21 protein-coding genes are annotated in these 21,995 nt (G+C 69.9%); 14 read left to right on the top strand and 7 right to left on the bottom strand.

Features of this window, described 5'->3' with window-relative positions:
- Nucleotides 1-2: 2 nt before the first annotated feature.
- From EV193_RS01995 to menE, 4 genes are all read right to left on the bottom strand, one after another.
- On the bottom strand, nucleotides 3-1,181 hold the full coding sequence (locus tag EV193_RS01995) for an MFS transporter (protein WP_130342200.1): 1,179 nt from the start codon (nucleotides 1,179-1,181) through the stop codon (nucleotides 3-5).
- A gap of 21 nt (nucleotides 1,182-1,202) precedes the next feature.
- The gene (locus EV193_RS01990) at nucleotides 1,203-2,396 is read right to left on the bottom strand and encodes an HNH endonuclease signature motif containing protein (protein WP_130342199.1); all 1,194 of its coding nucleotides are present in this window, start codon (nucleotides 2,394-2,396) and stop codon (nucleotides 1,203-1,205) included.
- Between the two features lie 334 nt (nucleotides 2,397-2,730).
- Nucleotides 2,731-3,978: a hypothetical protein gene (locus tag EV193_RS01985; RefSeq protein WP_130342198.1), complete on the bottom strand. Its 1,248-nt coding sequence runs from the start codon at nucleotides 3,976-3,978 to the stop codon at nucleotides 2,731-2,733.
- Between the two features lie 153 nt (nucleotides 3,979-4,131).
- Entirely contained in the window at nucleotides 4,132-5,292 is a 1,161-nt protein-coding gene (menE, locus tag EV193_RS01980) for an o-succinylbenzoate--CoA ligase (RefSeq protein WP_130342197.1), read from the bottom strand.
- Nucleotides 5,293-5,565: 273 nt separating this feature from the next.
- Here menE and EV193_RS01975 point away from each other — a divergent pair, with 273 nt between their 5' ends.
- Nucleotides 5,566-6,447, top strand: coding sequence for an arylamine N-acetyltransferase family protein (locus EV193_RS01975; RefSeq protein WP_130342196.1), 882 nt, complete (start codon nucleotides 5,566-5,568; stop codon nucleotides 6,445-6,447).
- Nucleotides 6,448-6,472: 25 nt separating this feature from the next.
- Nucleotides 6,473-8,044 carry a hypothetical protein gene (locus EV193_RS01970; RefSeq protein ID WP_130342195.1) on the top strand — a complete coding sequence of 524 codons (1,572 nt, stop codon included), beginning with the start codon at nucleotides 6,473-6,475 and terminating at the stop codon, nucleotides 8,042-8,044.
- A 399-nt stretch (nucleotides 8,045-8,443) separates the two neighbouring features.
- Here EV193_RS01970 and EV193_RS01965 read toward each other — a convergent pair whose 3' ends face one another.
- Complete coding sequence (locus tag EV193_RS01965; RefSeq protein ID WP_130342194.1) at nucleotides 8,444-9,355, bottom strand: 1,4-dihydroxy-2-naphthoyl-CoA synthase; 912 nt, start codon at nucleotides 9,353-9,355, stop codon at nucleotides 8,444-8,446.
- A gap of 74 nt (nucleotides 9,356-9,429) precedes the next feature.
- Here EV193_RS01965 and EV193_RS01960 point away from each other — a divergent pair, with 74 nt between their 5' ends.
- A complete protein-coding gene (locus EV193_RS01960) occupies nucleotides 9,430-10,617 on the top strand; it encodes a hypothetical protein (protein ID WP_130342193.1) in 1,188 nt (395 codons plus the stop codon).
- Nucleotides 10,614-12,311 (top strand): 2-succinyl-5-enolpyruvyl-6-hydroxy-3-cyclohexene-1-carboxylic-acid synthase, encoded by a 1,698-nt coding sequence (gene menD, locus EV193_RS01955; RefSeq protein ID WP_130342192.1) that lies wholly within the window; start codon nucleotides 10,614-10,616, stop codon nucleotides 12,309-12,311. Before EV193_RS01960 ends, menD begins: the two co-directional genes overlap by 4 nt.
- Here the strand turns inward: menD and EV193_RS01950 are convergent.
- Nucleotides 12,308-12,640: a hypothetical protein gene (locus EV193_RS01950; RefSeq protein WP_130342191.1), complete on the bottom strand. Its 333-nt coding sequence runs from the start codon at nucleotides 12,638-12,640 to the stop codon at nucleotides 12,308-12,310. The two genes, menD and EV193_RS01950, sit on opposite strands and share 4 nt — an antisense overlap.
- Nucleotides 12,641-12,795: 155 nt before the next feature.
- Here EV193_RS01950 and EV193_RS01945 point away from each other — a divergent pair, with 155 nt between their 5' ends.
- The 8 genes from EV193_RS01945 to EV193_RS01910 all read left to right on the top strand — a co-directional run bounded on the left by EV193_RS01945 (nucleotide 12,796) and on the right by EV193_RS01910 (nucleotide 18,696).
- Entirely contained in the window at nucleotides 12,796-13,275 is a 480-nt protein-coding gene (locus tag EV193_RS01945) for a DUF3592 domain-containing protein (protein ID WP_242613086.1), read from the top strand.
- A 42-nt stretch (nucleotides 13,276-13,317) separates the two neighbouring features.
- Nucleotides 13,318-14,256: a 1,2-phenylacetyl-CoA epoxidase subunit PaaA gene (gene paaA / locus EV193_RS01940; protein ID WP_242613085.1), complete on the top strand. Its 939-nt coding sequence runs from the start codon at nucleotides 13,318-13,320 to the stop codon at nucleotides 14,254-14,256.
- Nucleotides 14,253-14,546: a 1,2-phenylacetyl-CoA epoxidase subunit PaaB gene (gene paaB, locus EV193_RS01935; protein ID WP_130342189.1), complete on the top strand. Its 294-nt coding sequence runs from the start codon at nucleotides 14,253-14,255 to the stop codon at nucleotides 14,544-14,546. The genes paaA and paaB overlap by 4 nt, the downstream gene beginning before the upstream one ends.
- Nucleotides 14,543-15,457 carry a 1,2-phenylacetyl-CoA epoxidase subunit PaaC gene (paaC, locus tag EV193_RS01930; RefSeq protein WP_130342188.1) on the top strand — a complete coding sequence of 305 codons (915 nt, stop codon included), beginning with the start codon at nucleotides 14,543-14,545 and terminating at the stop codon, nucleotides 15,455-15,457. Before paaB ends, paaC begins: the two co-directional genes overlap by 4 nt.
- Nucleotides 15,451-15,942 carry a 1,2-phenylacetyl-CoA epoxidase subunit PaaD gene (paaD, locus tag EV193_RS01925; protein ID WP_130342187.1) on the top strand — a complete coding sequence of 164 codons (492 nt, stop codon included), beginning with the start codon at nucleotides 15,451-15,453 and terminating at the stop codon, nucleotides 15,940-15,942. The genes paaC and paaD overlap by 7 nt, the downstream gene beginning before the upstream one ends.
- Entirely contained in the window at nucleotides 15,942-17,018 is a 1,077-nt protein-coding gene (gene paaE / locus EV193_RS01920; RefSeq protein WP_130342186.1) for a 1,2-phenylacetyl-CoA epoxidase subunit PaaE, read from the top strand. Before paaD ends, paaE begins: the two co-directional genes overlap by 1 nt.
- Nucleotides 17,019-17,150: 132 nt before the next feature.
- Nucleotides 17,151-17,501, top strand: coding sequence for a VOC family protein (locus EV193_RS01915; RefSeq protein ID WP_130342185.1), 351 nt, complete (start codon nucleotides 17,151-17,153; stop codon nucleotides 17,499-17,501).
- 70 nt (nucleotides 17,502-17,571) lie between these two features.
- Complete coding sequence (locus EV193_RS01910) at nucleotides 17,572-18,696, top strand: hypothetical protein (RefSeq protein WP_130342184.1); 1,125 nt, start codon at nucleotides 17,572-17,574, stop codon at nucleotides 18,694-18,696.
- A gap of 4 nt (nucleotides 18,697-18,700) precedes the next feature.
- On the opposite strand, the gene EV193_RS01905 is transcribed toward EV193_RS01910, so the two are convergent.
- Nucleotides 18,701-19,555: an inositol monophosphatase family protein gene (locus EV193_RS01905; RefSeq protein ID WP_130342183.1), complete on the bottom strand. Its 855-nt coding sequence runs from the start codon at nucleotides 19,553-19,555 to the stop codon at nucleotides 18,701-18,703.
- A 198-nt stretch (nucleotides 19,556-19,753) separates the two neighbouring features.
- On the opposite strand from EV193_RS01905, the gene EV193_RS01900 reads away from it, so the two are divergent.
- Both EV193_RS01900 and EV193_RS01895 read left to right on the top strand, forming a co-directional pair.
- Nucleotides 19,754-20,875, top strand: a complete 1,122-nt coding sequence (locus tag EV193_RS01900; RefSeq protein ID WP_207222456.1) for a glycosyltransferase family 4 protein — start codon at nucleotides 19,754-19,756, stop codon at nucleotides 20,873-20,875.
- 5 nt (nucleotides 20,876-20,880) lie between these two features.
- Nucleotides 20,881-21,987: a glycosyltransferase gene (locus tag EV193_RS01895; RefSeq protein ID WP_130342850.1), complete on the top strand. Its 1,107-nt coding sequence runs from the start codon at nucleotides 20,881-20,883 to the stop codon at nucleotides 21,985-21,987.
- Nucleotides 21,988-21,995 lie beyond the last annotated feature (8 nt).

The raw sequence follows: 21,995 nt of genomic DNA, 5'->3' as shown, positions 1-21,995 counted from the left end.
GCTCAGGCCGGTGTGGTGGTCCGTTGGCGCAGCTTGATCGTGAGCAGCGCCACCGACGGCGCGCCGAGTGCGGCCACCACCGCGAGCATCACGAAGGCCAGCGAGGGGGAGCCGATCAGCCCGCCGGTGACCGCCGCGACCGCGAAGCCGCCCACATTTCCGGCCATCCACACCAGACCGGCCGCTGTGTTCGCCTCCTTGGTCAGCCTGCGTTCCACGATCTCCAGCACCACCGGAAGCGCGGTGAGCAGTGCCGCGCCGGTCACCGCCATGGTGATCACACCGGTCATCGTGCCCGGCGCGATCGCCATCACCAGGCAGCTCACCGTGGCCGCGGCCACCGCGACGAGGAAGAAGCGCACCTGAACGCCACGCCTGGCCACCACCGGCGCGATCACACACGAGCCGATCGCGCCCGCGACCACAAATGCCAGCAGGATCACGCTGGCCGCACCCGCCGAGACACCAGCGGGTTCGACCAGCGCCTGCAGCCAGGTCATCAGCGCGATCGAGACGCCGAACCCGAGCGCCACCAGTGCGAGCAGTGGGGGTACGAAGGCGTGCCGGACCGCGTCGACCACCCCCGACAGCCCGGCAGTGGCTTCCTCGCGCGCGTACCCACCGGGCCTGCGGAGCGCGACGAGCAGTGCCACACAGGACACCAGGGAGATGATCGTGCCGATCCAGATCAGCGTGCGTAGGTCAGCAGAGGTGGACAGGACCGCGCCGAGCCCGAACGCGATCACCATGCCGCCGTAGTTGCTCGCCGACCCCAGCGCGATCCCGAGTGGACGGTCGCGTTCGGACAGGTAGTTGACGGCCAGACCAGTGATCGCGTTGAGTACCAACGGTTGCGCGACGGCGATGACGATCTGTCCACAGAGGACCCAGGTGTAGTCGTCACCGATCAGCCGAAGGACGGAACCGATCGCGGTAAGCAGCGCGCCGGCGGCCAGCCCGCCACGGAACCACCGGTCCAGCACGATCCCCGCCGGGATCGCGAGCACCACGTACAGCAGTGGGAATGCCTGCGCGGACCAGCCGATGTCGTCGGTGGAGACGCGGTAGTGCTCTGCCGCGACCGTGGTCACCGGCGCCAGCATCACCCAGGCGACCTGGGTCGCGGCGACCACGGCCATGAACGCCGCGACCGCCGGCCACCTGCTCGCTGGCTGATTCATGTGCGGAAGCATGAACCGGATTCACGTTCCCGTCAACATGTCGACGTGGTGCATGGTGTTGCGGACGGCCTTCCGCTGCGGATCAACCCACACGGGCGGAATGTAGTACGGAAACCCGTCGCGCATGACGATTTCCCAGTCCTGCTCGTGAATGATCGTGTGGTGGAACCGGCACAGCAAGGTCATGAGTTCTACTGAAGTTATTCCATCCTCGATCCACGGGATGATGTGATGCGCGTCCGTCCACTCCGGCGGCCGGTCGCACCCAGGAAATGAGCAGCCCTTATCCCTGGCGATGAGTGCGGCCCGAATGTGTTGTGTGACGAGTCGTTGTTCACGCCCCACGTCGAGCGGTTGACCCTCGCTGTTCAACACGATGGGTGTGATGTCCGCGTCGCACGCGATCTGCCGAATCGTCTGCGGGGTGATCATCGCACTGAAGTCACCTCGGCCGAGGCCGATCTGGTCGCGAAGTTGTTCGTAAGAAATTGTGATCGCCAGGTGTGGCCGCCGCCCGCCGTCCTGCGGCAGCGTGTCGGAGTTCAGCATCCGATGCGCCAACTCGATGAGTGCCTCAGCCCACCTGCGAGCGGCGGAGCGGTCGTCGTCTTTGCCTGCGGGTTTCGCCAACGGTGACAGCGCTGCTTTCAACACTTCGGCGCACTCGGGTGAGAGCCGTCCGCGCAGCATGATCATCCCGTCGATGTCTTCGATCATGGAGAATTCCATGCGCTTGCGGGCGGCTTGCTCGTCGAGGACGACCTGTTCGGGCTGGAGGTGGGCGCGGGTTCGGGTGGCGAGCTTGCTGAGTTTGACGGGGTCGAAGTGTTCGGCTTCGTCCACGAGGAGTTGTTCGACTTCGGCATGGTGCTCGGCGGGAAGTGTGTCGATGGTGGTGCGCACGACCTGGACGTGGTCTCGGCTGATCACTCCAGCGGCGAGCGCCTGCGCTGCGACGGGGAGCTGTGCTTCGATGGGTTGCCCGGTGAGTGTGGTGGAGCCGAACAGGGCGTTGGCGTCGGCTACCCGCCGTCGTGCGTCGGCGAGTGTGATCCGCACCGTGTCCCGCAGGAGCGATGCCGTGGAGTAGGCGCCCATTTCTTTCGCGATGCCTTGCTGATGGATTTCGTGGATGAGTTGAAGTCGTTCGTATTCGAGTTGTCGAATGTGGGTTTCGCGAGCCCGTAGCTCGTCGATTAGTTGTTGTCCCCTCATACTTGTATTCTACCCAATTCGACCGACCACTATGGGGTGAATCAATAGGAGCAAGGTGGCGGCGCGGTACGGGCAAAAGGCAGGCGGAGCCTGCCCGTAGCGCCTGCGGTTAGGGCCGATCGAGGCTCGCAAGTCCAGGGCGAGCGAAGCGAGTCGCGTAGCGACGCCGTAGGCGCCCTTGACTTGTGAGTATCGGCCCGCACAATTCCGCGCCGCCACACCCCAGGTAGCACCCCGACGACGATGCACAGCGCGGGACTCACCAGTGCAGAACGCGGAACTCGCGGGTGCACAGCGCGGAACTCACCAGTGCACAGCGCGGAACTCGCGAACCTCAGCAGTCCCGAACCCCCGAAGCACCCGCCACATAAGCCTTCGCAAGAAACTTGTCAGCCGCCACCCGATACCAGATATCCGAGCTCCCCTGCGAACCATCCACCGGATCCCCCTTCACCTGACACTCGACCCGCACCTGCGCCGCGTGCGCCGCCAACCCCGCGACGGAGTCGCCCAGCCGAGGCCCGGAGCGCACATTCACCGGCCCACCATTCGTCTTGACCGTCCCCGCCGGGTCAGACCCAGTCCACGAGTACGACACCGTCACCCACGAGTTGTCCTTCAACCCCACGCCGTCCCAGAAAGTCCCGTCAGCCAGATCGATCCCCGCCGGATTAGCCACCTTCCGCCCGAACTGATCCTTACCCCCGTTGTACCCGTCGTTGTACGCCGCCTGAGCCTCAGGCTTCCCCTGCGCCAAGTCCTTCCACATCTCCCGCTGGTCCGACGGATTCCAGTAGTCGTCCTTCGTGTTCCAAGGCCCGACATCCCACACCGGCGCCCACTCGCACCGCTTGGTGTCCCCGCAGACCCGCACGCTGTACTCCCCGCTGCCTTTACCCGACAGCCCGCGCCGCGACGGCAGCGCCACGAAGTGATCCCGCTCGACGATCACATGCCCGTTGGCAGTCGTGCCGCCGACCAACCCCTCACGCGTGGCGAACACCTTGTAGGTCAGCCCGCCGCCTTCCAGCACGACCTGCGCGGACGGCCGGGCGCTCGTCGTGGACGAGCTCAGCTCGACCCGGCGCACCTCGGGACCAGCCGCACCGTCGGCGGCGGAGAGCATCAGTCGCGCTTGGACAGTCGAGGTGGGACGGTCGAGCACCGCGGGCTGACCGGGCCGCACCTCGGTCCACTCGGACCACGAGCCGTCCTTGCGGAGGCCGCGCACGTCGACCGCCACCTCGGCACCCTGGCCGACCGTGCCGTCCATGATCGCCGAGACCGTGTTCGACTCGGCCGGCAGCGTGCGCGGCGCGAACACGGCGAAACCGGTGCGCAGGTTGGAATACGCGCTCGCGGCACGGGCCTGCTGATCGCCAAGCCGCAGCATCCCGCCGTCGGTGACCACGTTGCTGCTCGCGGGGTCCACTGTGGACAAGTCGGCGTTCCAGGTGGACGGATTGTCGGCCGGTTTGGCGTTCGCCGGCGCGGCGACCGCGAAGCCCAGTCCGACGCACAGTGCCGTGGCGGCACCGGCGGCGAAGAGTCGGTGCCGACGCGTTCTCAGTGCGATCCTCATGGCGCATTCCTCCCTATGCGATAACCCGGGTGAGCCAAGCCCCGCGATGGTGATCTGTCAACCAAACGCCGGCCAACGGCGCGGGAATCCGACCGATCGTGTGCGAACGCATGGGAAAACAGACTTTCGTCGTGACCCGTACGTCGTACGGGTTCAGCCCATCCGGCGTCGGACCGCCGCCCGATCGACCTTGCCGGGCCCGGTCAGCGGGAGTTCGTCGAGGAATCGGATCAGCTTCGGCACCGCCGCGTCGCCGAGTGCCGCGCGCACTCCGTCGCGCAGCGCGTCGATCTTCGGCGGTGCGTCCCGGTCGGCCGGCACGACCGCCGCGGTGACCCGTTGCCCCCACTCGGGATCCTCCAGCCCGACGACACACGCCTCGGCGACTCCGGGCAGGTCGGTCAGCACCCGCTCGACCAACACCGGCGCGACCTTCACCCCACCCGTGTTGATCACGTCGTCGGCCCGGCCGAGCACCTCCAGCCAGTCGCCGCGCAGCCGCCCGATGTCCGTCGTGCGCAGCCAACCGTCCACGAAGGACATCGCGGTCTCCTTGGGGGACAGGCGATACCCGGACGCCAGCATCGGCCCGGCGATCTCGATTACGCCGGTGTCACCGTCCCGATCGGACAGTCTGATGTGGACACCGTCGAGCGAAACGTGGTCGTACACGCAGCCGCCGGCCGTCTCGGTCATGCCGTACGTCGCGCGCACGGCCACTCCGGCATCGCCCGCCCGGGCCATCAGCGCCGGCGTGATCGACGCGCCGCCGAGCAGCACCGCGTCGAACGAGCGCAGTGCGGCGAGACCCGCCCCACCCTCGTCCAGCAGTCGGGTGAGCTGGGTGGGCACCAGCGCGGTGTAGCGCGGCCCGTCGTGGGCCAGCACGTCCGACGCCGCCTCCACGAACGCGCGGGAGCGGAACCCGCCGGCCAGGTGCGCGATCCCCGGTGTCACTCCGGCGACGATCGAGCGCACCAGCACCTGCACACCGGCGATGTGGTTGGCGGGCAAGGAAAGCAGCCACGCGCCGGGCCCGCCGAGCCGCGCGTGCGTCGCGTCCGCGGAGGCGCGCAGGGCCGCCGCGGACAGCAGCACGCCCTTGGGCACCCCGGTCGAGCCGGACGTCGCCACGATCACCGCCGTGCCGGGCTCGGCGGGCTCGTCGGGTGCCAGACGCGCGCGGAGCGCGGGCAGCCTGGGATCGTCCGTCGCCAGCGGGAGCACGGCCTCGCCGCCGTCCAGCGCGGCCCGCAGCCTTCGGTGCAACTCCTGCGCCGAGGTGGCACGCCCGTCGACCAGAACTTCCCGCATGGCGTCCATCCTGCCGTGCGGGAAGCGCTGGTGTTCGGTTACTTCGGTTACTTCCGCAGACCGGCGATCTGCTGGTTGGCCCAGTCACCCATGACACCGTTGAGCCGGCCGTGCGCGTTGTAGGACGCACAGTCGGTTCGCAGCCACGAGAACGCGCTCTACAGTTCGCCGGTCACACCCGCGGTCCTGGTGCTGTCGCTGCTGCCAGGAACGAAGCGATGGGTGGAACGGAAGCCGGCGGGTCTTGTCGGTGATCCGCGCTAGCCTGCGGTCGTGGACGACAATGTGCGGGCGCGGTACCTGCGACGTTTGGGATTCAGCGAAGCACCGGAACCAGACCTGGAAGCGCTGACCGCGCTGCATCGCGCGCAGGTCGAGAAGATCCCGTACGAGACGCTGTGGATCAAGATGGGGGAGCCGCGCACGACCGATCCGCGCGCCGCCGTCGACACGATCACCGGACCGGGCGGGCGCGGCGGGTACTGCTACCATCTCAATGGCGCCTTCTCCGAGCTGGTTGGCTCGCTCGGATTCGACGTGCGCCGGCACATCGCTGGCGTGCAGGGCAAGCCCGAGGACCGGCCGCACCTGGACCGCAACCACCTCGGGCTGACCGTGCACGGCCTGCCCACCGACGACTGCCCGGACGGCGCGTGGTTGGTCGACCTCGGCCTCGGTGACGGCTTCTACGATCCGATTCCCCTGGTGTACGACGAATATCGGCAGGGCCCGTTCACCTACCGGCTGCGCGAGTCCGAAGTGGACGGTGGAGGCTGGCGGTTCGACCACGCCGCCGGCATGTCGTTCGTCGGGTTCGACACCGCGCCAGCCGCCGCCGTGCCGGGCGACTTCACCGAGAAGCACCGGTGGCTGTCCACCTCGCCCGACTCGGGTTTCGCCGGCCCGGTCGTGGTGTCCGTCCGTACTGCCGACGCCGTGGTCACCATGCGCGGCTGCCGGTTCCAGCGTTTCGACGCCGACGGTCTAACCGAGACGCTGGTGTCCGCGGAGCAGGACTGGTTCGGCGCGCTGGCCGATGTATTCGGCGTCACGCTCGACGACGTCGACCCTGCTGACCGCGTCAAACTCTGGACCGAGGTACGTAGTAAACACGAAGAGTGGCTACGTAATTCCACTGCGACACAACAAGAATGACGCCGAGGGCGCTACTCTCCCGCGCGTGACTCTCGATCCCTCCCGCGCCGAGACCGCCGAGGTGAAGCGCCCCGCCCCGGTCGACCGGCCGCGCACGCCGACCCGGGACAGGGACGGCGGAGTGCGCTACTCCGCGCTGCTCGCCGGGCTGCTCCTCGCCGGTGGCGTGGCGCTGCTGCTGCTCGGGTGGCGCGACGCCAGCAAGTTCGGCTACCTGTGGGGCCTCGCGATCGGCGCGCTCGGCGTGCTGATGCTGGTGTTCATCGCGCTGCCACGGCTGATGGGTTTCCTCCGCGTCCTCATCGCGATCGTGCTGGCCGGCGCCGCCGTCGCGGCCGGCGTGTGGCTGCCGAACCGCGCGCTGGCCAAGGAGTTCGACGGCGAGGGCGTGCGCTGGTCCGCGCAGTCGATGCGCTCCGGCGGTCAGGACGCCTACTCCGATCACGAGTTCGTGCAGCGCGTGCTCGGCCGGACCGCCGTGCTCGCCAACCGCACCTCGGCCAGGGTGATCTCGCTGACCGACGGCCGCGAGTTCGGCAAGATCGCGGCCGACCGGGACGACACCTACTCGATCGCCGGCGAGCGCCTGCTGGTGATCCGCCGCAGGATCGCGATGCTGTACGACGATCACGGGAAACCGTTGTGGCCCAACGGGATTCCGGCCGAACGGGGAGTCGCCTCGGCGTCCGGCGTGACCGTGCTCGAATCCGACTGCCAGGGGGCGACGTGCACGGCGACCGCCGTGTCCGACGACGGGACCGTGCGGTGGCGCCGGCCGGTGGACTCGACCGCCGCCGCGTACAAGCGCTTCCCCAATGTGACCACGCTTCCCGCGGACAACATCAACCTCGCCTCCGGCCCGCCGGTGCTGCCGACCCACGCCGCACTGCCGGTGCCGGGCCAGCCGGCCGAGTGGGACTTCGTCGACCTGGTGACCGGCAACCCCGTGCACCACGCGCGCGGCGAGTACGCCGGCTCGATCGACAAGGCGCTGATCACCGTCACCAAGCAGCCGTCCGACTGCGCCACCCAGATCCACACCGACGAGGGCGGTGACAAGAACCTCCTGGTCAAGTGCACGTTCGCCAAGCCATGGGCGCGCGGATCGCAGCTCGTGTTCCAGGACGGGGTGGACGCGGTCGCCATGCGCCTCGGCGAGCGCGGTGCGATCGGCGAGCAGGTCCGGCTGCGCGACGTGGCGCTGGCCCAGGGCGATCGCCGTCAGCACGAGATGAGCGAGGACGGACTGGCCTCCCGCGACGGCGGCCTGGTCATCGGGTATCCGGAGCTGAGCTACCGGGGCGGGTGGAAGTTCGTGGCCGAGTCGGATCGGGTGAGCCTGGACGTGGGCAACCGGACCGTCGCGGTGCAGGCCAACCTGCGGCGCACCAACCCGTTCGACCCGGTGTCGGGGTATGTGCCGGACGTCGAGTTCGCCGAGACCGACGTGCGGATCACCGTGCTCGACCAGCTCACCGGCGCGGTCACCGGTTCGGTGCGCGCGCACGAGGTCGGGTCGATCGAACCGGTGCGGCCGGGCACCGCGCTCGTGGTGGCCGACGGCAAGATCATGCTCGTCGGCCGGCACATCTCGTAGGGTGCCACTCCCTGAGGAACGGTAGGGAAAGGCCCCGGGCGATTGGGGGCCTTGCCGGATGGTTCGGCGACCGTTGTTCCGATGGCACGCGTCGAACTCGAACGCCGTGGGATCACGTTTCCCGTCGCACATTCCGCCGGAGTGCGGATCGGTGCGTTGGGTGTCGTGGTCGCATTTCTGGGAATGGTCGGCCTGCACATCGCGGGCAGTGGCCAGATCGACCCGATGACGACGACGATGCATGCCCGCCTCTCCGCGATTTCCCAGCAATGGGTGCCTTTTCGGGTAAGCGGCGGCTACGTCGTCACCGTGGCTGAATTGCGTCTCGTTCCCCTTAGGTGCGGCTGCTTGGGGCGTTATATGCGGCGCTCGCGTTCGTGTGCGTCCCGGTACTCGCGGTCAGTAGTAGTACGGGAACGGCGACCAGTCCGGGGAGCGCTTCTCGAGGAACGCGTCCCGGCCTTCGACGGCCTCGTCGGTCATGTACGCCAGCCGCGTGCTCTCGCCGGCGAACAGCTGCTGGCCGACCAGCCCGTCGTCGATCATGTTGAACGCGTACTTGAGCATTCGCTGGGCGGTCGGTGACTTGCCGTTGATCTCCGCCGCCCACTCCAGGGCCGTGGCCTCCAGGGACGCGTGCGGCACCACCGCGTTCACCGCGCCCATCCGGTGCATGTCCTCGGCCGAGTAGTCCCGCCCGAGGAAGAAGATCTCGCGGGCGAACTTCTGGCCGACCTGCCGCGCCAGGTACGCCGACCCGAAGCCGCCGTCGAAGGACCCGACGTCCGCATCGGTCTGCTTGAACCGCGCGTGCTCGGCGCTGGCCAGGGTCAGGTCGCAGGTCACGTGCAGCGAGTGCCCGCCGCCGGCCGCCCACCCGGGCACCACCGCGATCACCACCTTCGGCATGAACCGGATCAGCCGTTGGCACTCCAGGATGTGCAGCCGGCCGGCGCGCGCCGGGTCGACCGTCTCGGCCGTCTCGCCGGAGGCGTACTGGTAGCCGGAGCGGCCACGGATCCGCTGGTCGCCGCCCGAGCAGAAGGCCCACCCGCCGTCACGCGGGGACGGGCCGTTGCCGGTGAGCAGCACGGACCCGACGTCCGGGCTCATCCGCGCGTGGTCCAGCGCGCGGTACAGCTCGTCGACCGTGTGCGGGCGGAACGCGTTGCGCACGTCGGGCCGGTCGAACGAGATCCGCACGGTGCCCTGCTCGCGGGCGCGGTGGTAGGTGATGTCGGTGAACTCGAAGCCCTCGATCTCCTGCCAGACGCTCGGATCGAACAGCTCGGAAACGGTAGGTTCTGCCACGTCGCACAGGCTATCCGGGGCTACCTGTGGATAGTGCCAAGCGGCCCTCAGTGCTCCCGTGTCAAGCTGATCCCGTGGACCCGGAAAGCGCACTCGACACGATCATTCGTCGAGACAGGAAGGTCGGCACGCACGTCACGGCGACGTGGGTGAGCATCGTCCAGCACAACCCCGAGCACGAGCCGCTTCAGCTCGAACTGCAGCTCTCGTTGTGGGGTGTGCTGCCGAGGCACGTCAGGGACGGCGTGGACATGCCCGACTGGCGGCTGGTCGTCGACGGCCTGGCCGAGTTCTTCGACCTCGTCGGCCGGCCGAGGTACGCCGCGCTCTGCCGTGCCGACACCACCCGGGAGATCCTGGAGGCGGCGCACGACGAGGAGAAGTGCACCGAGCTGTACGCGCGGGCCATGGAGCGCTCACACCTGATGATGCCGGCCGAGATGCAGATCGAATGGTGGTCCGACCCCGGGCCAGCGGAGCGCGTCACCAGGTTCTACGTCACCAAGGCCATCGAGGAGGCCGTCGCGGACCAGCTGTTCGACGAGGACGACCCCCTCTTCGACATGCGGCTGGCCAAGCACGCTTCCGGCGTGTTCGACACCCACGGCACGCCGGACGGAATCCCCCTGCTGGAGCACGTGATCCGCGAGCGGATGACCGCGTGGGCGCGCGCGGTGCCCAGCCCGTTGCTGCGCGAACTGCTGACCAGGATCAGTCCAGACATCGCCAGGTCGTTCGCCATGCCGGAGGAGGCCGCACGCACGGCGCTGAGCACGATGCTCTGGGTGCTCGACGTGTGCGTCCAGCGCGGCACCCTGCCCGACCATCCCGCCACCGTGCTCGCTCGGCGCTGCGGGTTCTTCGACGAGACCGGCGAGCAGCCGAGGTTGTCCCCGTCCGGTGATGCGGTGCACGACGACCCGCGCAGGCTGTACACCGGGCTCTGCATGCACTTGCTCGACGGAGTCGACCCCGCCGTGGCGCACACGATGATCGTCGTGTTCGCCGCGCTGCTGCTGGAGCACGAGGTGTACTACGACGATCTGATCCACAAGGTCGAGGTGGTTCTCGACGAACTGGGTGAGCGGTCGGAGCTGGATCGCGCGATGGAGGCCGTGTTCCACGACCTCGACGTGCTCCAGAGCCTGCGTCTGCGCGAGGGCGTCGACGGCGACGACAGATACGCCTTGACCGAGTTCGGTCACGCCGTGGCGCGAGCGGGTATCCGCAGGCATGTGCTCTGCGGCGAGGTCCTCGGGTGAACCCGTCCAGCGCGCAGGCCGCCGTCGTCGTCGATGAGTTGGTGCGCAACGACATTCGGCACGTCGTGGTGTGCCCGGGGTCGCGCAACGCGCCGCTGAGCATGGCCCTGCACGAGGCCGCCGCACAGGGCCGGCTCACGCTGCACGTGCGGGTGGACGAGCGGTCTGCGGCGTTCTTCGCGCTCGGGCTCGCCAAGGGCGGCGGCCGGCCGGCGGCGATCGCGTGCACGTCCGGAACGGCGGTGGCGAACATGCACCCGGCCGTGCTGGAGGCGTACCACTCCGGCGTCGGCCTGCTGCTGCTCACCGCCGACCGGCCGCCGGAGTTGGCCGGGACCGGCGCGAACCAGACGATCGACCAGCGCGGGATCTTCGGGCCGGCGGCGGTGGTCGTGGACTTCCCGGTCGCCGAACGGCGGGTCGGCCAGAACCCGGTGTGGCGCGGGCTGGTCTGCCGCGCGGTGGCACAGGCCGAGCCGGGGCGGCCGGCACAGCTGAACCTGCCGTTTCGCGAGCCGCTGGTGCCCACACTCGGCGGTGACTGGCCGGGGGACTGGCCGGAGGAGTTGGACGGGCGGCCGGGCGGGGTGCGCTGGACGACGTCCGCCGCGGCGCGAACAGTTGCCGGCAGTCGGGTCGATTTCCCTTTGCCGGCAAGGACTTTGATGGTGGTCGGCAGCGGGCGGCCGGACCGGATCACGGCGGCGGCCGAGGTCGCCGCGCGAGCCGGCTGGCCGGTGGTGGCCGAGCCGACCGGGATGGCGGCGGCCATGGCCGGCGGTGCCGACGTGCTGCGCTGCGGTGCGCTGCTGCTGGCCACGGGCGAGCTGGGGGAGGCCCTGCGGCCGGACGCGCTGGTGGTGGTCGGCCGGCCGACCCTGTCCCGCGGCGTGCGCGGGATGATGGGCGCGGCGCCGGTGTACGGCATCGGTGACCATCCACAGTGGACGGACCCGCAGTTCGTGGCGTCCCACGTGCGCGGCTGGCTGGACCTGGACGATCTGTCCCATGTGGACGGTCACGACGAGGAGTGGCTGGCCGGCTGGCGTCAGGCGGATTCCGGCGCGGCGATGGTCGTGGACAAGCTGCTCGGCGAGGAGGGCTGGCCCACCGGCGTTCGGGTGGCCCGCGACCTGGTCGAGGCGCTGCCGTCGGAGGCGACGCTGTTCCTCGGCTCGTCCAACCCGGTCCGCGACGTGGATCTGGTCGCCGCGCCGCGCGGGGACGTCGCGGTGCACGCGAACCGGGGCGTCGCCGGGATCGACGGCAACGTGTCGGTGGCGGCCGGGATCGCGCTGGCCTCCGGGCGGCCCGGCTACGCGCTCGTCGGCGACCTGACGTTTCTGCACGACGTCAACAGCATGCTGATCGGGCCGGCCGAGCAGCGCCCGAACCTCACGGTGGTGGTGCTCAACGACGACGGCGGCGGGATCTTCTCGCTGCTGGAGCAGGGCGCGGCCGAGCACCGGGCGTCGTTCGAGCGGGTGTTCGGCACGCCGACCGGGGTCGACCTTGGCGCGGTGTGTGGTGGGTACGGGGTGCCGCACGTGCTGGTGACCGACCCGCGTGAGCTGTGCGCGGCGGTCGCGCCGGCTGACGGGCTGCGGGTGGTGGAGGTGCGCGCGAACCGGGACCGCCTGCGAGATCTGCACTCCCGGTTGCGCGCCGCCGTGGTGGAGGCCGTGCTCCGCTAGCTCTCGTTCTTGTCGGTGAGCAGGTCCTTGATCTCCGCCATCCCGACCGCCATCAGCTTGAAGTTCTGCTCGACGGTGGCGAAGTTTCGGTCGGCCTGCGCGAAGCCGCCGTCGACCCTGCTCGTGAGTCGATCGAGCCGCTGCCCGTGCTCCATCTGGGTTTCGCGCAGGGCGTTGAGCAACGCGGTGTGCGCTTGAAGCCGGGCACGCATGTCGAACACCTCGCGGTCAGCTCCCATCGCGAGCAGTCGGGCTGCCGTGGCATCCCTGCGCGCCTTCGGCATCTCCGCCTCCAGCTTGGCGAGGCGGCTGTCGAGATCGTCGGTCATGGTGTGTGTCCCCTTCAGTGTTCCGTGGATTCCCCGATGCCGTCCACCCTGGCGGGCACTCGTCGGTAGGGCAAATCGGTTATCCACAGGTTGTCCACAGGCATCGGTTGTGGGTCTGACGTGCTGAATCCCCCGACAGCGGTACCCTCCAGCGCGTGAAGGCGGAGCAGGATCAACAGCCACAAAAAGCTGTCACCTGGCGGGGTGAACGGCTGCGGCGAGTCGGCGCGATCGTGCTGCTCGCCGTCGGTGTGCTCGTCACGCTGTGTTGCGTACTCGTGGCGTTCGGCGCGTGGCAGAACGACCGGGCGATCACCGCGCACACCGGTCACGCCAACGCCGAGGTGGTGTCCGCGAGCTTCGGCCGCGCGCTGGTCCGGTTCGACACCCCGGACGGCGCGGTGCAGGCGCCGCCGCTCGGCGTGCTCTACCCGCAGGGCCTGGAGACCGGGCAGGTGGTCGCCGTCGAGTACGACGAGCGCGACCCCGAGCTGGTGCGCGTGGCCGGCCGCAACGTGTCGCTCGCGCTCCTGCCGCTGGCCGGTGTGGCGGCGGTGACCTGGCTGATCGTCGCGCCGCTGCTGTGGTGGTCGCACCGCTCCGGCGTGCGGATCAGGCGCAAGGCAGTCGTATAACACCTCTCCGCAGAATCGTCCGCGACGTGTAACATCGAGGTCGTGGACGAGGAGCTGCAGCGCGAGTTCGACCGGGTGGTCGCGGCCGAGCAACGCATCGAGCCGCGCGACTGGATGCCCGAGGGCTACCGCAGGACGCTGATCCGCCAGATCGCCCAGCACGCGCACTCCGAGATCATCGGAATGCAGCCGGAGGGCAACTGGATCACGCGCGCGCCTTCGTTGCGGCGCAAGGCGATCCTGCTCGCCAAGGTGCAGGACGAGGCCGGCCACGGGCTGTACCTGTACGCGGCCACCGAGACGCTGGGCGCCGACCGCGAGGACCTCACCCAGAAGCTGATCAACGGCCGGCAGAAGTACTCGTCGATCTTCAACTACCCGACGCTGAGCTTCGCCGACGTCGGTGTGATCGGCTGGCTGGTTGACGGCGCGGCGATCTGTAACCAGGTGCCGCTGTGCCGCACGTCCTACGGGCCGTACGCGCGCGCCATGATCCGCGTCTGCAAGGAGGAGTCGTTCCATCAGCGGCAGGGCTACGAGCTGCTGATGACGATGATGCGCGGCACCGAGGCGCAGCGCCGGCAGGTGCAGGACGCGGTGGACCGCTGGTGGTGGCCGTCGCTGATGATGTTCGGCCCGCCGGACGACGCGTCGTCCAACACCGAGCAGTCGATGGCGTGGCGGATCAAGCGGCACACCAACGACGAGCTGCGGCAGAAGTTCGTGGACATGTCGGTGCCGCAGGCGGACAAGCTCGGCGTGACGCTGCCCGATCCGGAGCTGCGCTGGAACGCCGAGCGCGGGCACCACGACTTCGGCACGCCGGACTGGGACGAGTTCTGGCGCGTGGTCAAGGGTGACGGCCCGTGCAACGCGCAGCGTGTCGCACACCGGCGCAAGTCGCACGACGACGGCGCCTGGGTACGCGAGGCGGCGACCGCGCACGCCGCCAAGCGGGCAGCGAAGGAGAGTGCCGCATGAGTGAGCCGCGATCGAGTTGGCCGCTGTACGAGGTGTTCGTGCGTGGCAAGCGCGGGCTGAACCACGTGCACGTCGGTTCGTTGCACGCGCCGGACGACGAGATGGCCCTGCGCAACGCGCGCGACCTGTACACCCGTCGCAACGAGGGCGTGTCGATCTGGGTGGTGCCGGCGGCGGCGATCACGGCGTCCTCGCCGGACGAGAAGGACCCGTTCTTCGCGCCGAGCGGCGACAAGGTGTACCGGCACCCCACGTTCTACGCGATTCCCGAGGACGTGCCGCACCTATGAGCTTCGATAACGCGTACGAGGCGATCATGGAGGGCTCGGACGAGACGCACTGGGCGTTCGGCACCGGGTTCACCGACGCGCTGTCCGGGGTGGACAGAGCGGTTCCGTCCGATGTGGACTCGGGCGACCTCGCCACGTACTGCCTGATGCTCGGCGACGACGCTTTGGTGCTCTCCCAACGGCTTTCCGAATGGTGCTCGCGCGCACCGGAGCTGGAGGAGGACGTCGCGCTGGCCAACATCGCGCTCGACCTGCTCGGCCAGGCACGCATGCTGCTGACCCGCGCCGGCGAGATCGAGGGCGCCGGGCGGGACGAGGACGCGCTGGCCTACCTCCGCGAGGAACACGAGTTCCGCAACGTTCAACTGTCCGAGGTGGACTGCGGGCCGGGGCCGGGCGGCGACTTCGCCACCACGATCGCCCGGCTGCTGGTGTTCTCCTCCTGGCGGCTCGCGCTGTCCCAGCGCCTGGTCTCCTCGCGCGATCCGGTGCTCGCCGCGGTGGCCGCCAAGGCGGTGAAAGAGCTTGCCTACCAACGGGATCACGCCGCGCAGTGGACCATCCGGCTGGGCGACGGCACGGAGTACTCCCGGGAGCGGATGATCGCCGGGCTCGATCGCGTGTGGCCGTTCACCGACGAACTGTTCACCGCGCACCCGGTGGAGACGCGGCTCGCGGCGGTCGGTGTGGCTGTCGATCCGGCCACCCTTCGGTCCGAAGTGGACGGTGTGCTGGACACCGTGCTCGGTGCGGCCAGCCTCGACCGGCCGACCGTTGGCTCACTGTCCACTGTGGTCGGTCGAGATGGGGCCGGTCGCGGTGGTCGGGACGGCGTGCACACCGAGGCGTTCGGGTACCTGATCGCCGAGATGCAGCACATCGCGCGCTCGATGCCGGGTGCGACATGGTGACGCCGCGGGCCGTGGCGGAGTCGGTGTGCGACCCGGAGCTGCCGGTGCTCACACTGGCCGATCTCGGCGTGCTCCGCGATGTCGCGGTGCACGGCGAGCGGGTGGTCGTGACGGTCACACCGACCTACTCCGGCTGCCCGGCGATGGACGAGATCCGCGCCGATCTCGTTGCGGCGCTTGACGAAGCGGGTTACCACCGCGCCGAGGTGCGCACCGTGCTGAGCCCGGCGTGGACCACGGACTGGATCACCGACGACGGCCGGCGCAAGCTCGCCGAGTACGGCATCGCGCCGCCGGCCCGCCGTGGTCTGGTGCGCCAGGGGCCGGTGCCGCTGAACCTGACGCCGCCGTCGCGGCTGGTCCGCTGCCCGCGCTGTGACAGCCCGAACACCACCGAGTTGTCCCACTTCTCGTCCACTGCCTGCAAATCCCTGCACCGGTGCGCGGACTGCGCCGAGCCGTTCGAGCACTTCAAGGACCTGTGATGACCGCGACGCGCACGAAGCGGCCGACCTTCCACCCGCTCACGGTGTCCACTGTGGACAGACTGTGTGCGGACGCGGTGGCGATCACGTTCGCCGTGCCGGACGAGTTCGCCGAGGACTACACGTTCCGCGCCGGCCAGTACCTGACGCTGCGCCAGCAGGTCGACGGACGCGAGGAGCGCCGGTCGTACTCGATCTGCGCGCCGGTCGGCGCGGCGCCCAGGATCGGTGTGCGCCGGGTGGACGGCGGGCTGTTCTCCGAGCGGCTGGTCGACTCGCTGCGGCCGGGGGACACGCTGGAAGTGTTGCCCCCGTTGGGAAACTTCACTCCGGAGCTGTCCGCGGCGGGCCACCACGCGTTCGTCGCGGCCGGCTCCGGCATCACCCCGGTTCTGTCCATTGTGGACACCGTGCTGGCGGACGGGGAGAGCCGCGCCACCCTGCTGTACGGCAACAGGCGCAGCGACACGGTGATGTTCGCCGAGGACCTCGCCGACCTGAAGGACCGCCACCCGGACCGGTTGCAGCTGGTGCACGTGCTGTCCCGGGAACCGCGCGACGTCGAGCTGTTCTCCGGGCGGCTGGACGCGGAGCGGCTGCGCGCGTTGTTCGACATCGTGGTGCCCGCCTCCGACATCGACCAGTGGTGGTTGTGCGGGCCGTACGGTCTGGTGCAGGACGCGGAGAAGGTGCTCGCCGAGCGCGGGGTGCCGACCGAGCGGGTGCATCACGAGCTGTTCTATGTCGACGAGCCGCCACCGGCGCCCAAGCGCGCCGACGAGTCCACTGTGGACGGTGCGACGGCGGAGGTGACCGTGCTGCTGGACGGTCGCGAGACCACCCTCGCGCTGCCGGCCGACACGCCGATTCTTGATGCGGCACAACGGGTTCGCGCCGATCTGCCGTTCGCCTGCAAGGGCGGCGTGTGTGGCACCTGCCGGGCGAAGGTGACCTCCGGCAAGGTGGAGATGCGCCGCAACTACGCGCTGGAGCAGCACGAGCTGGACGCCGGATTCGTACTCACCTGCCAGGGCCTGCCCGTCACCGACGCCGTCACGGTGGACTACGACGCCTGACCGGGTCGGCGGTCCCTGAACAGCGCAAAGCCCGGCAACCCACCGTCCGGAAGGTGAACCGGGCTCACTTCGTGGAGCTACTGCCTCACGCAGCGTCAACTATACCGGCGAAATTGTCGCGCGCTGCAACACGTGCTGCTGGATCAGATCGTGATCGACTGCGTCGACCCGAGGTCGCTGGTGCGGTTCTGGGCCGGGCTGCTCGGCGGTGAGCCGGTCGACCGGGCGTTCGGCTGGTCGCACGTCGAGCCGCCCGATTTTCCCCGGCTCGCGTTTCAGCCGGTGCCGCAAGAGAAGACGGGGAAGAATCGTCTGCATCTGGACGTTCGCGTGGACGGCATCGCCACGGCGGTCGTGCGTGCCGTCGAACTCGGCGCGAGGCGGGTCGGCGTGCTGATCACCGATGAGCAAGGATCGTTCCAGGTGATGCGCGACCCGGCCGGCAACGAGTTCTGCTTCGTGCGGCCCGCTTCGGCGGCGTGAAACTGTCGGCGAGGTCGTCGGCACACCTGGTAATTTCTGTCCGTCCAGCCCTTTCGAGTACGGGAACGCCGTGAACCGATTGAAGAACCGGCTCGGCCTGCTGGCTGTGCTTTCCGCGGCGGCTCTCATGGCCGGCTGCGCGACCACCGTCTCCGGTACCGCGTCGCCCGCCGGCGAGCCCGCCGCCAGTGGGCAGAAGGCGCCACCGGCCGCCGAACCGACGGACACCCCGCCGTCCACGCCGGTCAACGCGGATGAACTGATGCGCAAGATCCGCGACGCGTCGGTCTGCGACATCCACGACGTCGAGGCGCTGGCCAAGTTCGGCGCCCAGCGGGAGGCCGAAGGCGCCCGCCGGGTATTCAACGAATGCTGGGCGCGCGCGAAGAATCCCAACGAGCCGTTCTCCTACCTGTTCGACCTGAAGGTCGGCGTGGAATTCGGGCAGAAGGAACGCACCGAGAACGCGCCGGAGCCGGCGGACGGCCGCACGTTGCACAACTACAGGTACAACAAGGAGAAGCAGGACGAGTGCATGTACTACGCGCCGTACCCCGGCGCGGATTTCGCCGTCTCGCTGCGGGCGCGGAAGGTGCCGGCCAAGGGTGCGCCGGACCAGGTGTGGCCGGAACGCTGTCAGGAGGCCAAGTCCTACCTGTTGCGGATCATGCCCAAGGCGGAGGCGTTCACCCCGCGATCCAAGCCGTCCACGATCCCGGTTGTCGGCAAGGACCCGTGCGCCCGCAAGGACGTGCTGCTCGGGCAGTACCCGGACTACCAGTCCGGGGTGAGCTACGTGTCGCCGTACCAGTGCCGAATCAGGTTGTTCCGCCCCGGCAATCCCGTGGCGCTGAACGTGAGCGTGTACTGGAAGATCGACGCCGTGCCCCGGCTGGAGAAGACCGATCAGGGTGTGGGCACCTGGGAGGCCGCGGCGACCAGGGTCGGCAGGTTCAACGCCGTCAAGATGGTCTCGGCCGGGCGTGGGCCGGGTGGCGTGCAGACCGGCGGGAGCTGCGGGTACGCGTTGATCGTGGAGCCGGCTCCGCCGGAGGACCAGAACGGCGCGGTGCTCGCGAAGGTCGACCTCAACGACGACTTCCGGGCCGCCTCGTTCCCACCAGGCGCGAACGTTCCGCCGCCGTCGTGCGAGCCGCTGACCCGGTTCGCCGAGGCCGTCGCCGGCCAGCTCTGACCCCTCAGAGTGTTTGGGTGGCAGCGATTCCCGCGCGGGAGCGCTGCCACCAGTCGAGCACCTCGTCGGCCGTACCCGGTGCGGCGACCAGCAGCCCGTCCACCGGCAGCAGCGCGCCCTCGCCGTGCTTGTCCAGCACCAGCGCGCCGGCCTCGATCGCCAGCGCGACCGATCCGGCGACGTCCCACTCGTGGTAGCTGTGCAGGACGGCGGCCACCGCGTGCCCCAGCGCCACCTGCGCGATCGCCAGCGCGGCCGAGCCGAGCACCCGGACCCCGGCGTGCGACGCGGCCGCCCGCTCGATGAAGTCGCCCATCCCCGGCCACGGCCCCTTGCGGCTCAGCTCCGTGCACACGATCGCGCCGGCCGTCGTGGCCGTGTCGGTCAAGGTGATCCGCTGGCCGTTCGCCCGCGCGCCGCGGCCACGCGCCGCCGCGTAGATCTGGCCCCGGTACGGGTCGGCCACCACGCCGACCACCGGCCCGGCGGCGTCCACCAGCGCGAGGCTGTAGGCGCACCACGGCACCCCGGCCACGTAGTTCGCGGTCCCGTCCACCGGGTCGACCACCCAGCGGTACTCCGCCTCGGCCGCCCCGACGTCGGCGCCGAACTCCTCGCCGACCACGGGCATTCCGGGGAACTCGGCGGTGAGCACGCGCCTGGTGTGCCGCTCGAGGATGCGATCGGTGTCGGTCACCCAGTCGAACGGCGAGTCCTTCTGGTCTGGGCGGGCGCCACGGCCCGCGGTCGCGGTGATTACGTCCGTGGCGTCGTTGGCGAGCCTTCCGGCCACCTCGAGCGCCCGGGACAGCAGGCCCGGCTCAACGGGTTTGACCGGGCGAGAGGACAGGACCGTCATGCCGCCCTAGCGTGACCGCGCCTGGTGTCTGCGATGCGTCCGGCAGATGACGGCCGAACTATCGCCAGGTCAAACTCTCGCTCCGGCACCTGGTGTCTCGAACACGGGGCACTAGCACCCGAGGTGTTCCCGCCGCGTTCCCCGTGCTGTCACGTGCAGGTCGACTCACTGGACGGATCTGGTTGCGACAGTCGATCCGTGCGAGTCGCCATTGTCACCGAGAGCTTCCTGCCGCAGGTGAACGGCGTGTCGAACTCCGTTCTCCGAGTCGTCGAGCATCTGCGCACCCGCGGCCACCAGGCGCTGATCGTCGCGCCCGGCGCGGGGTGCAACCACTACCTGCACGCGCCGGTCGTCCGCGTGCCGGCGGTCGACCTGCCCGTGATCACCTCGCTGCCGATCGGGGTGCCGTCACCGAAGGTCGCCACCGCCATCGCCGAGTTCGCGCCGGACGTGGTGCACCTGGCATCGCCGTTCGTGCTCGGCGCGTGCGGCATGCGCGCGGCGAGAAAGCTGGACCTGCCGACCATCGCGGTGTACCAGACCGACGTCGCCGGGTTCGCCGCGTCCTACGGGCTCTCGCGGGGCGCCCGGACCGCGTGGCGCTGGATCAAGCGGCTGCACTCGAGTGCGGACCGCACGCTGGCGCCGTCCACGGCCGCCGTGCGGGAACTGCTCGCGCACGGCATCCCGAGGGTGCAGCGCTGGGGCCGTGGCGTCGACCTCCAGCTGTTCGCGCCGACGCGAGTGGACCACGAACTGCGCGCGCGGCTGGCTCCGAACGGCGAGCTGCTGGTCGGCTACGTCGGCCGGCTGGCACCTGAGAAGCAGGTGCAGCGGCTGGCCGCGCTGAACGCGCTGCCCGGTGTGCGGGTGGTCGTGGTCGGCGAGGGGCCGGACGAGCGGGCGCTGCGCAAGGCCATGCCCGACGCGGCGTTCCTGGGCTTTCGCACCGGCGAGGCGCTGGCCGAGGCCTACGCCAGTCTGGACGTGTTCGTGCACACCGGCCCGCACGAGACGTTCTGCCAGGCCGTGCAGGAGGCGATGGCCTCCGGTGTGCCGGTGATCGCGCCGAACGCCGGCGGGCCGCGCGACCTTGTCCACAGTGGACGGACGGGTTACCTGATCGGGCCGGACGACACGAAGTTCCGCGCCGAGCTGGTGTCCACTGTGGAGCGTCTCGGGGATCCGTCGCTGCGCGAGGAGATGGGTGCGGCCGCCCGCCGCGCCGTGCTCGGCCGCAGCTGGCCGGCCGTGTGCGGAGAACTCGTCGACCACTACGCGGAGGTGGCCGGCCTCCGTGCCGCCAGGGCGGCGTGACCGTGCTGCACGTGGTGCAACTGGCCAACTTCTACGGGCCGCGCTCCGGCGGACTGCGCACCGCGTTGCACCACCTCGGCGCGGGCTATGTGGCACACGGCCATCGCGTCACGCTGGTGGTGCCCGGCACCCGCAGCTCGGACACCACGATGCCGAGCGGGGCACGCCGAATCACCCTGCCGGCGCCGCGCATCCCCGGAACGGGTGGCTACCGGGCGGTCGACCCGTGGCGAGTGCGCACCCTGCTGACGCGGCTGCGGCCGGACCGGATCGAGGTGTCCGACCGGCTCACCCTGCGCGGAATGGGCACTTGGGCGAGTCGCAACGGCGTGCCCAGCGTGGTGATCTCGCACGAGCGGCTGGACCGGTTGCTCGAGCAGTTCCTGTTGCCGCCGTCGGTCGCGACCCGCGTGGCCGACGCGATGAACGCGCGGATGGCGGCCAGCTACGACACGGTCGTGTGCACGACGTCGTTCGCCGGCGCGGAGTTCGACCGGATCGGCGCGGCGAACGTGCGCCGGGTGCCACTCGGGGTCGACCTGCGCACGTTCGCGCCGACCAACGCCGACGCCTCGCTGCGCGGGGAGTTGGCCAGGGGAGCCGACGCGCTGTTGGTCCACTGTGGACGGTTATCTCCGGAGAAGCACGTCGAGCGGAGTGTGGACACGCTCGCGGAGATGCACACCTCGGGACACAAGGTGCGGCTGGTGATCGCCGGTGACGGGCCGCGCCGGCCGGCGCTGGAGCGGCGCGCCGCCGGGCTGCCGGTGACGTTCCTCGGGTTCGTGCCGTCCCGGCTGGACGTCGCGCGGCTGCTGGCCACCTCCGACGTGTCGCTGGCACCCGGTCCGCACGAGACGTTCGGGCTCGCCGCGTTGGAGGCGCTCGCGTCCGGTACACCCGTTGTGGTGTCGGCGTCCTCGGCGCTGCGCGAGATCGTGCGCCCGGACTGCGGCGCGGCGGTGGCCGACCACGCGCCCGCGTTCGCCGGCGCGGTGCACACCCTGCTGTCCGCACCCGAGCCGACCCGCCGCGCCGCCGCACGGGCCCGCGCCGAGGACTTCGACTGGCCGCGCGCCGTCGGCGGAATGCTCAGCGCCCTGCGTCTCTAGAGCCCCTG

Source organism: Herbihabitans rhizosphaerae, assembly GCF_004216555.1.
GTDB classification, from domain to species: domain Bacteria; phylum Actinomycetota; class Actinomycetes; order Mycobacteriales; family Pseudonocardiaceae; genus Herbihabitans; species Herbihabitans rhizosphaerae.
This window is presented reverse-complemented; position numbering and strand designations above follow the sequence as displayed.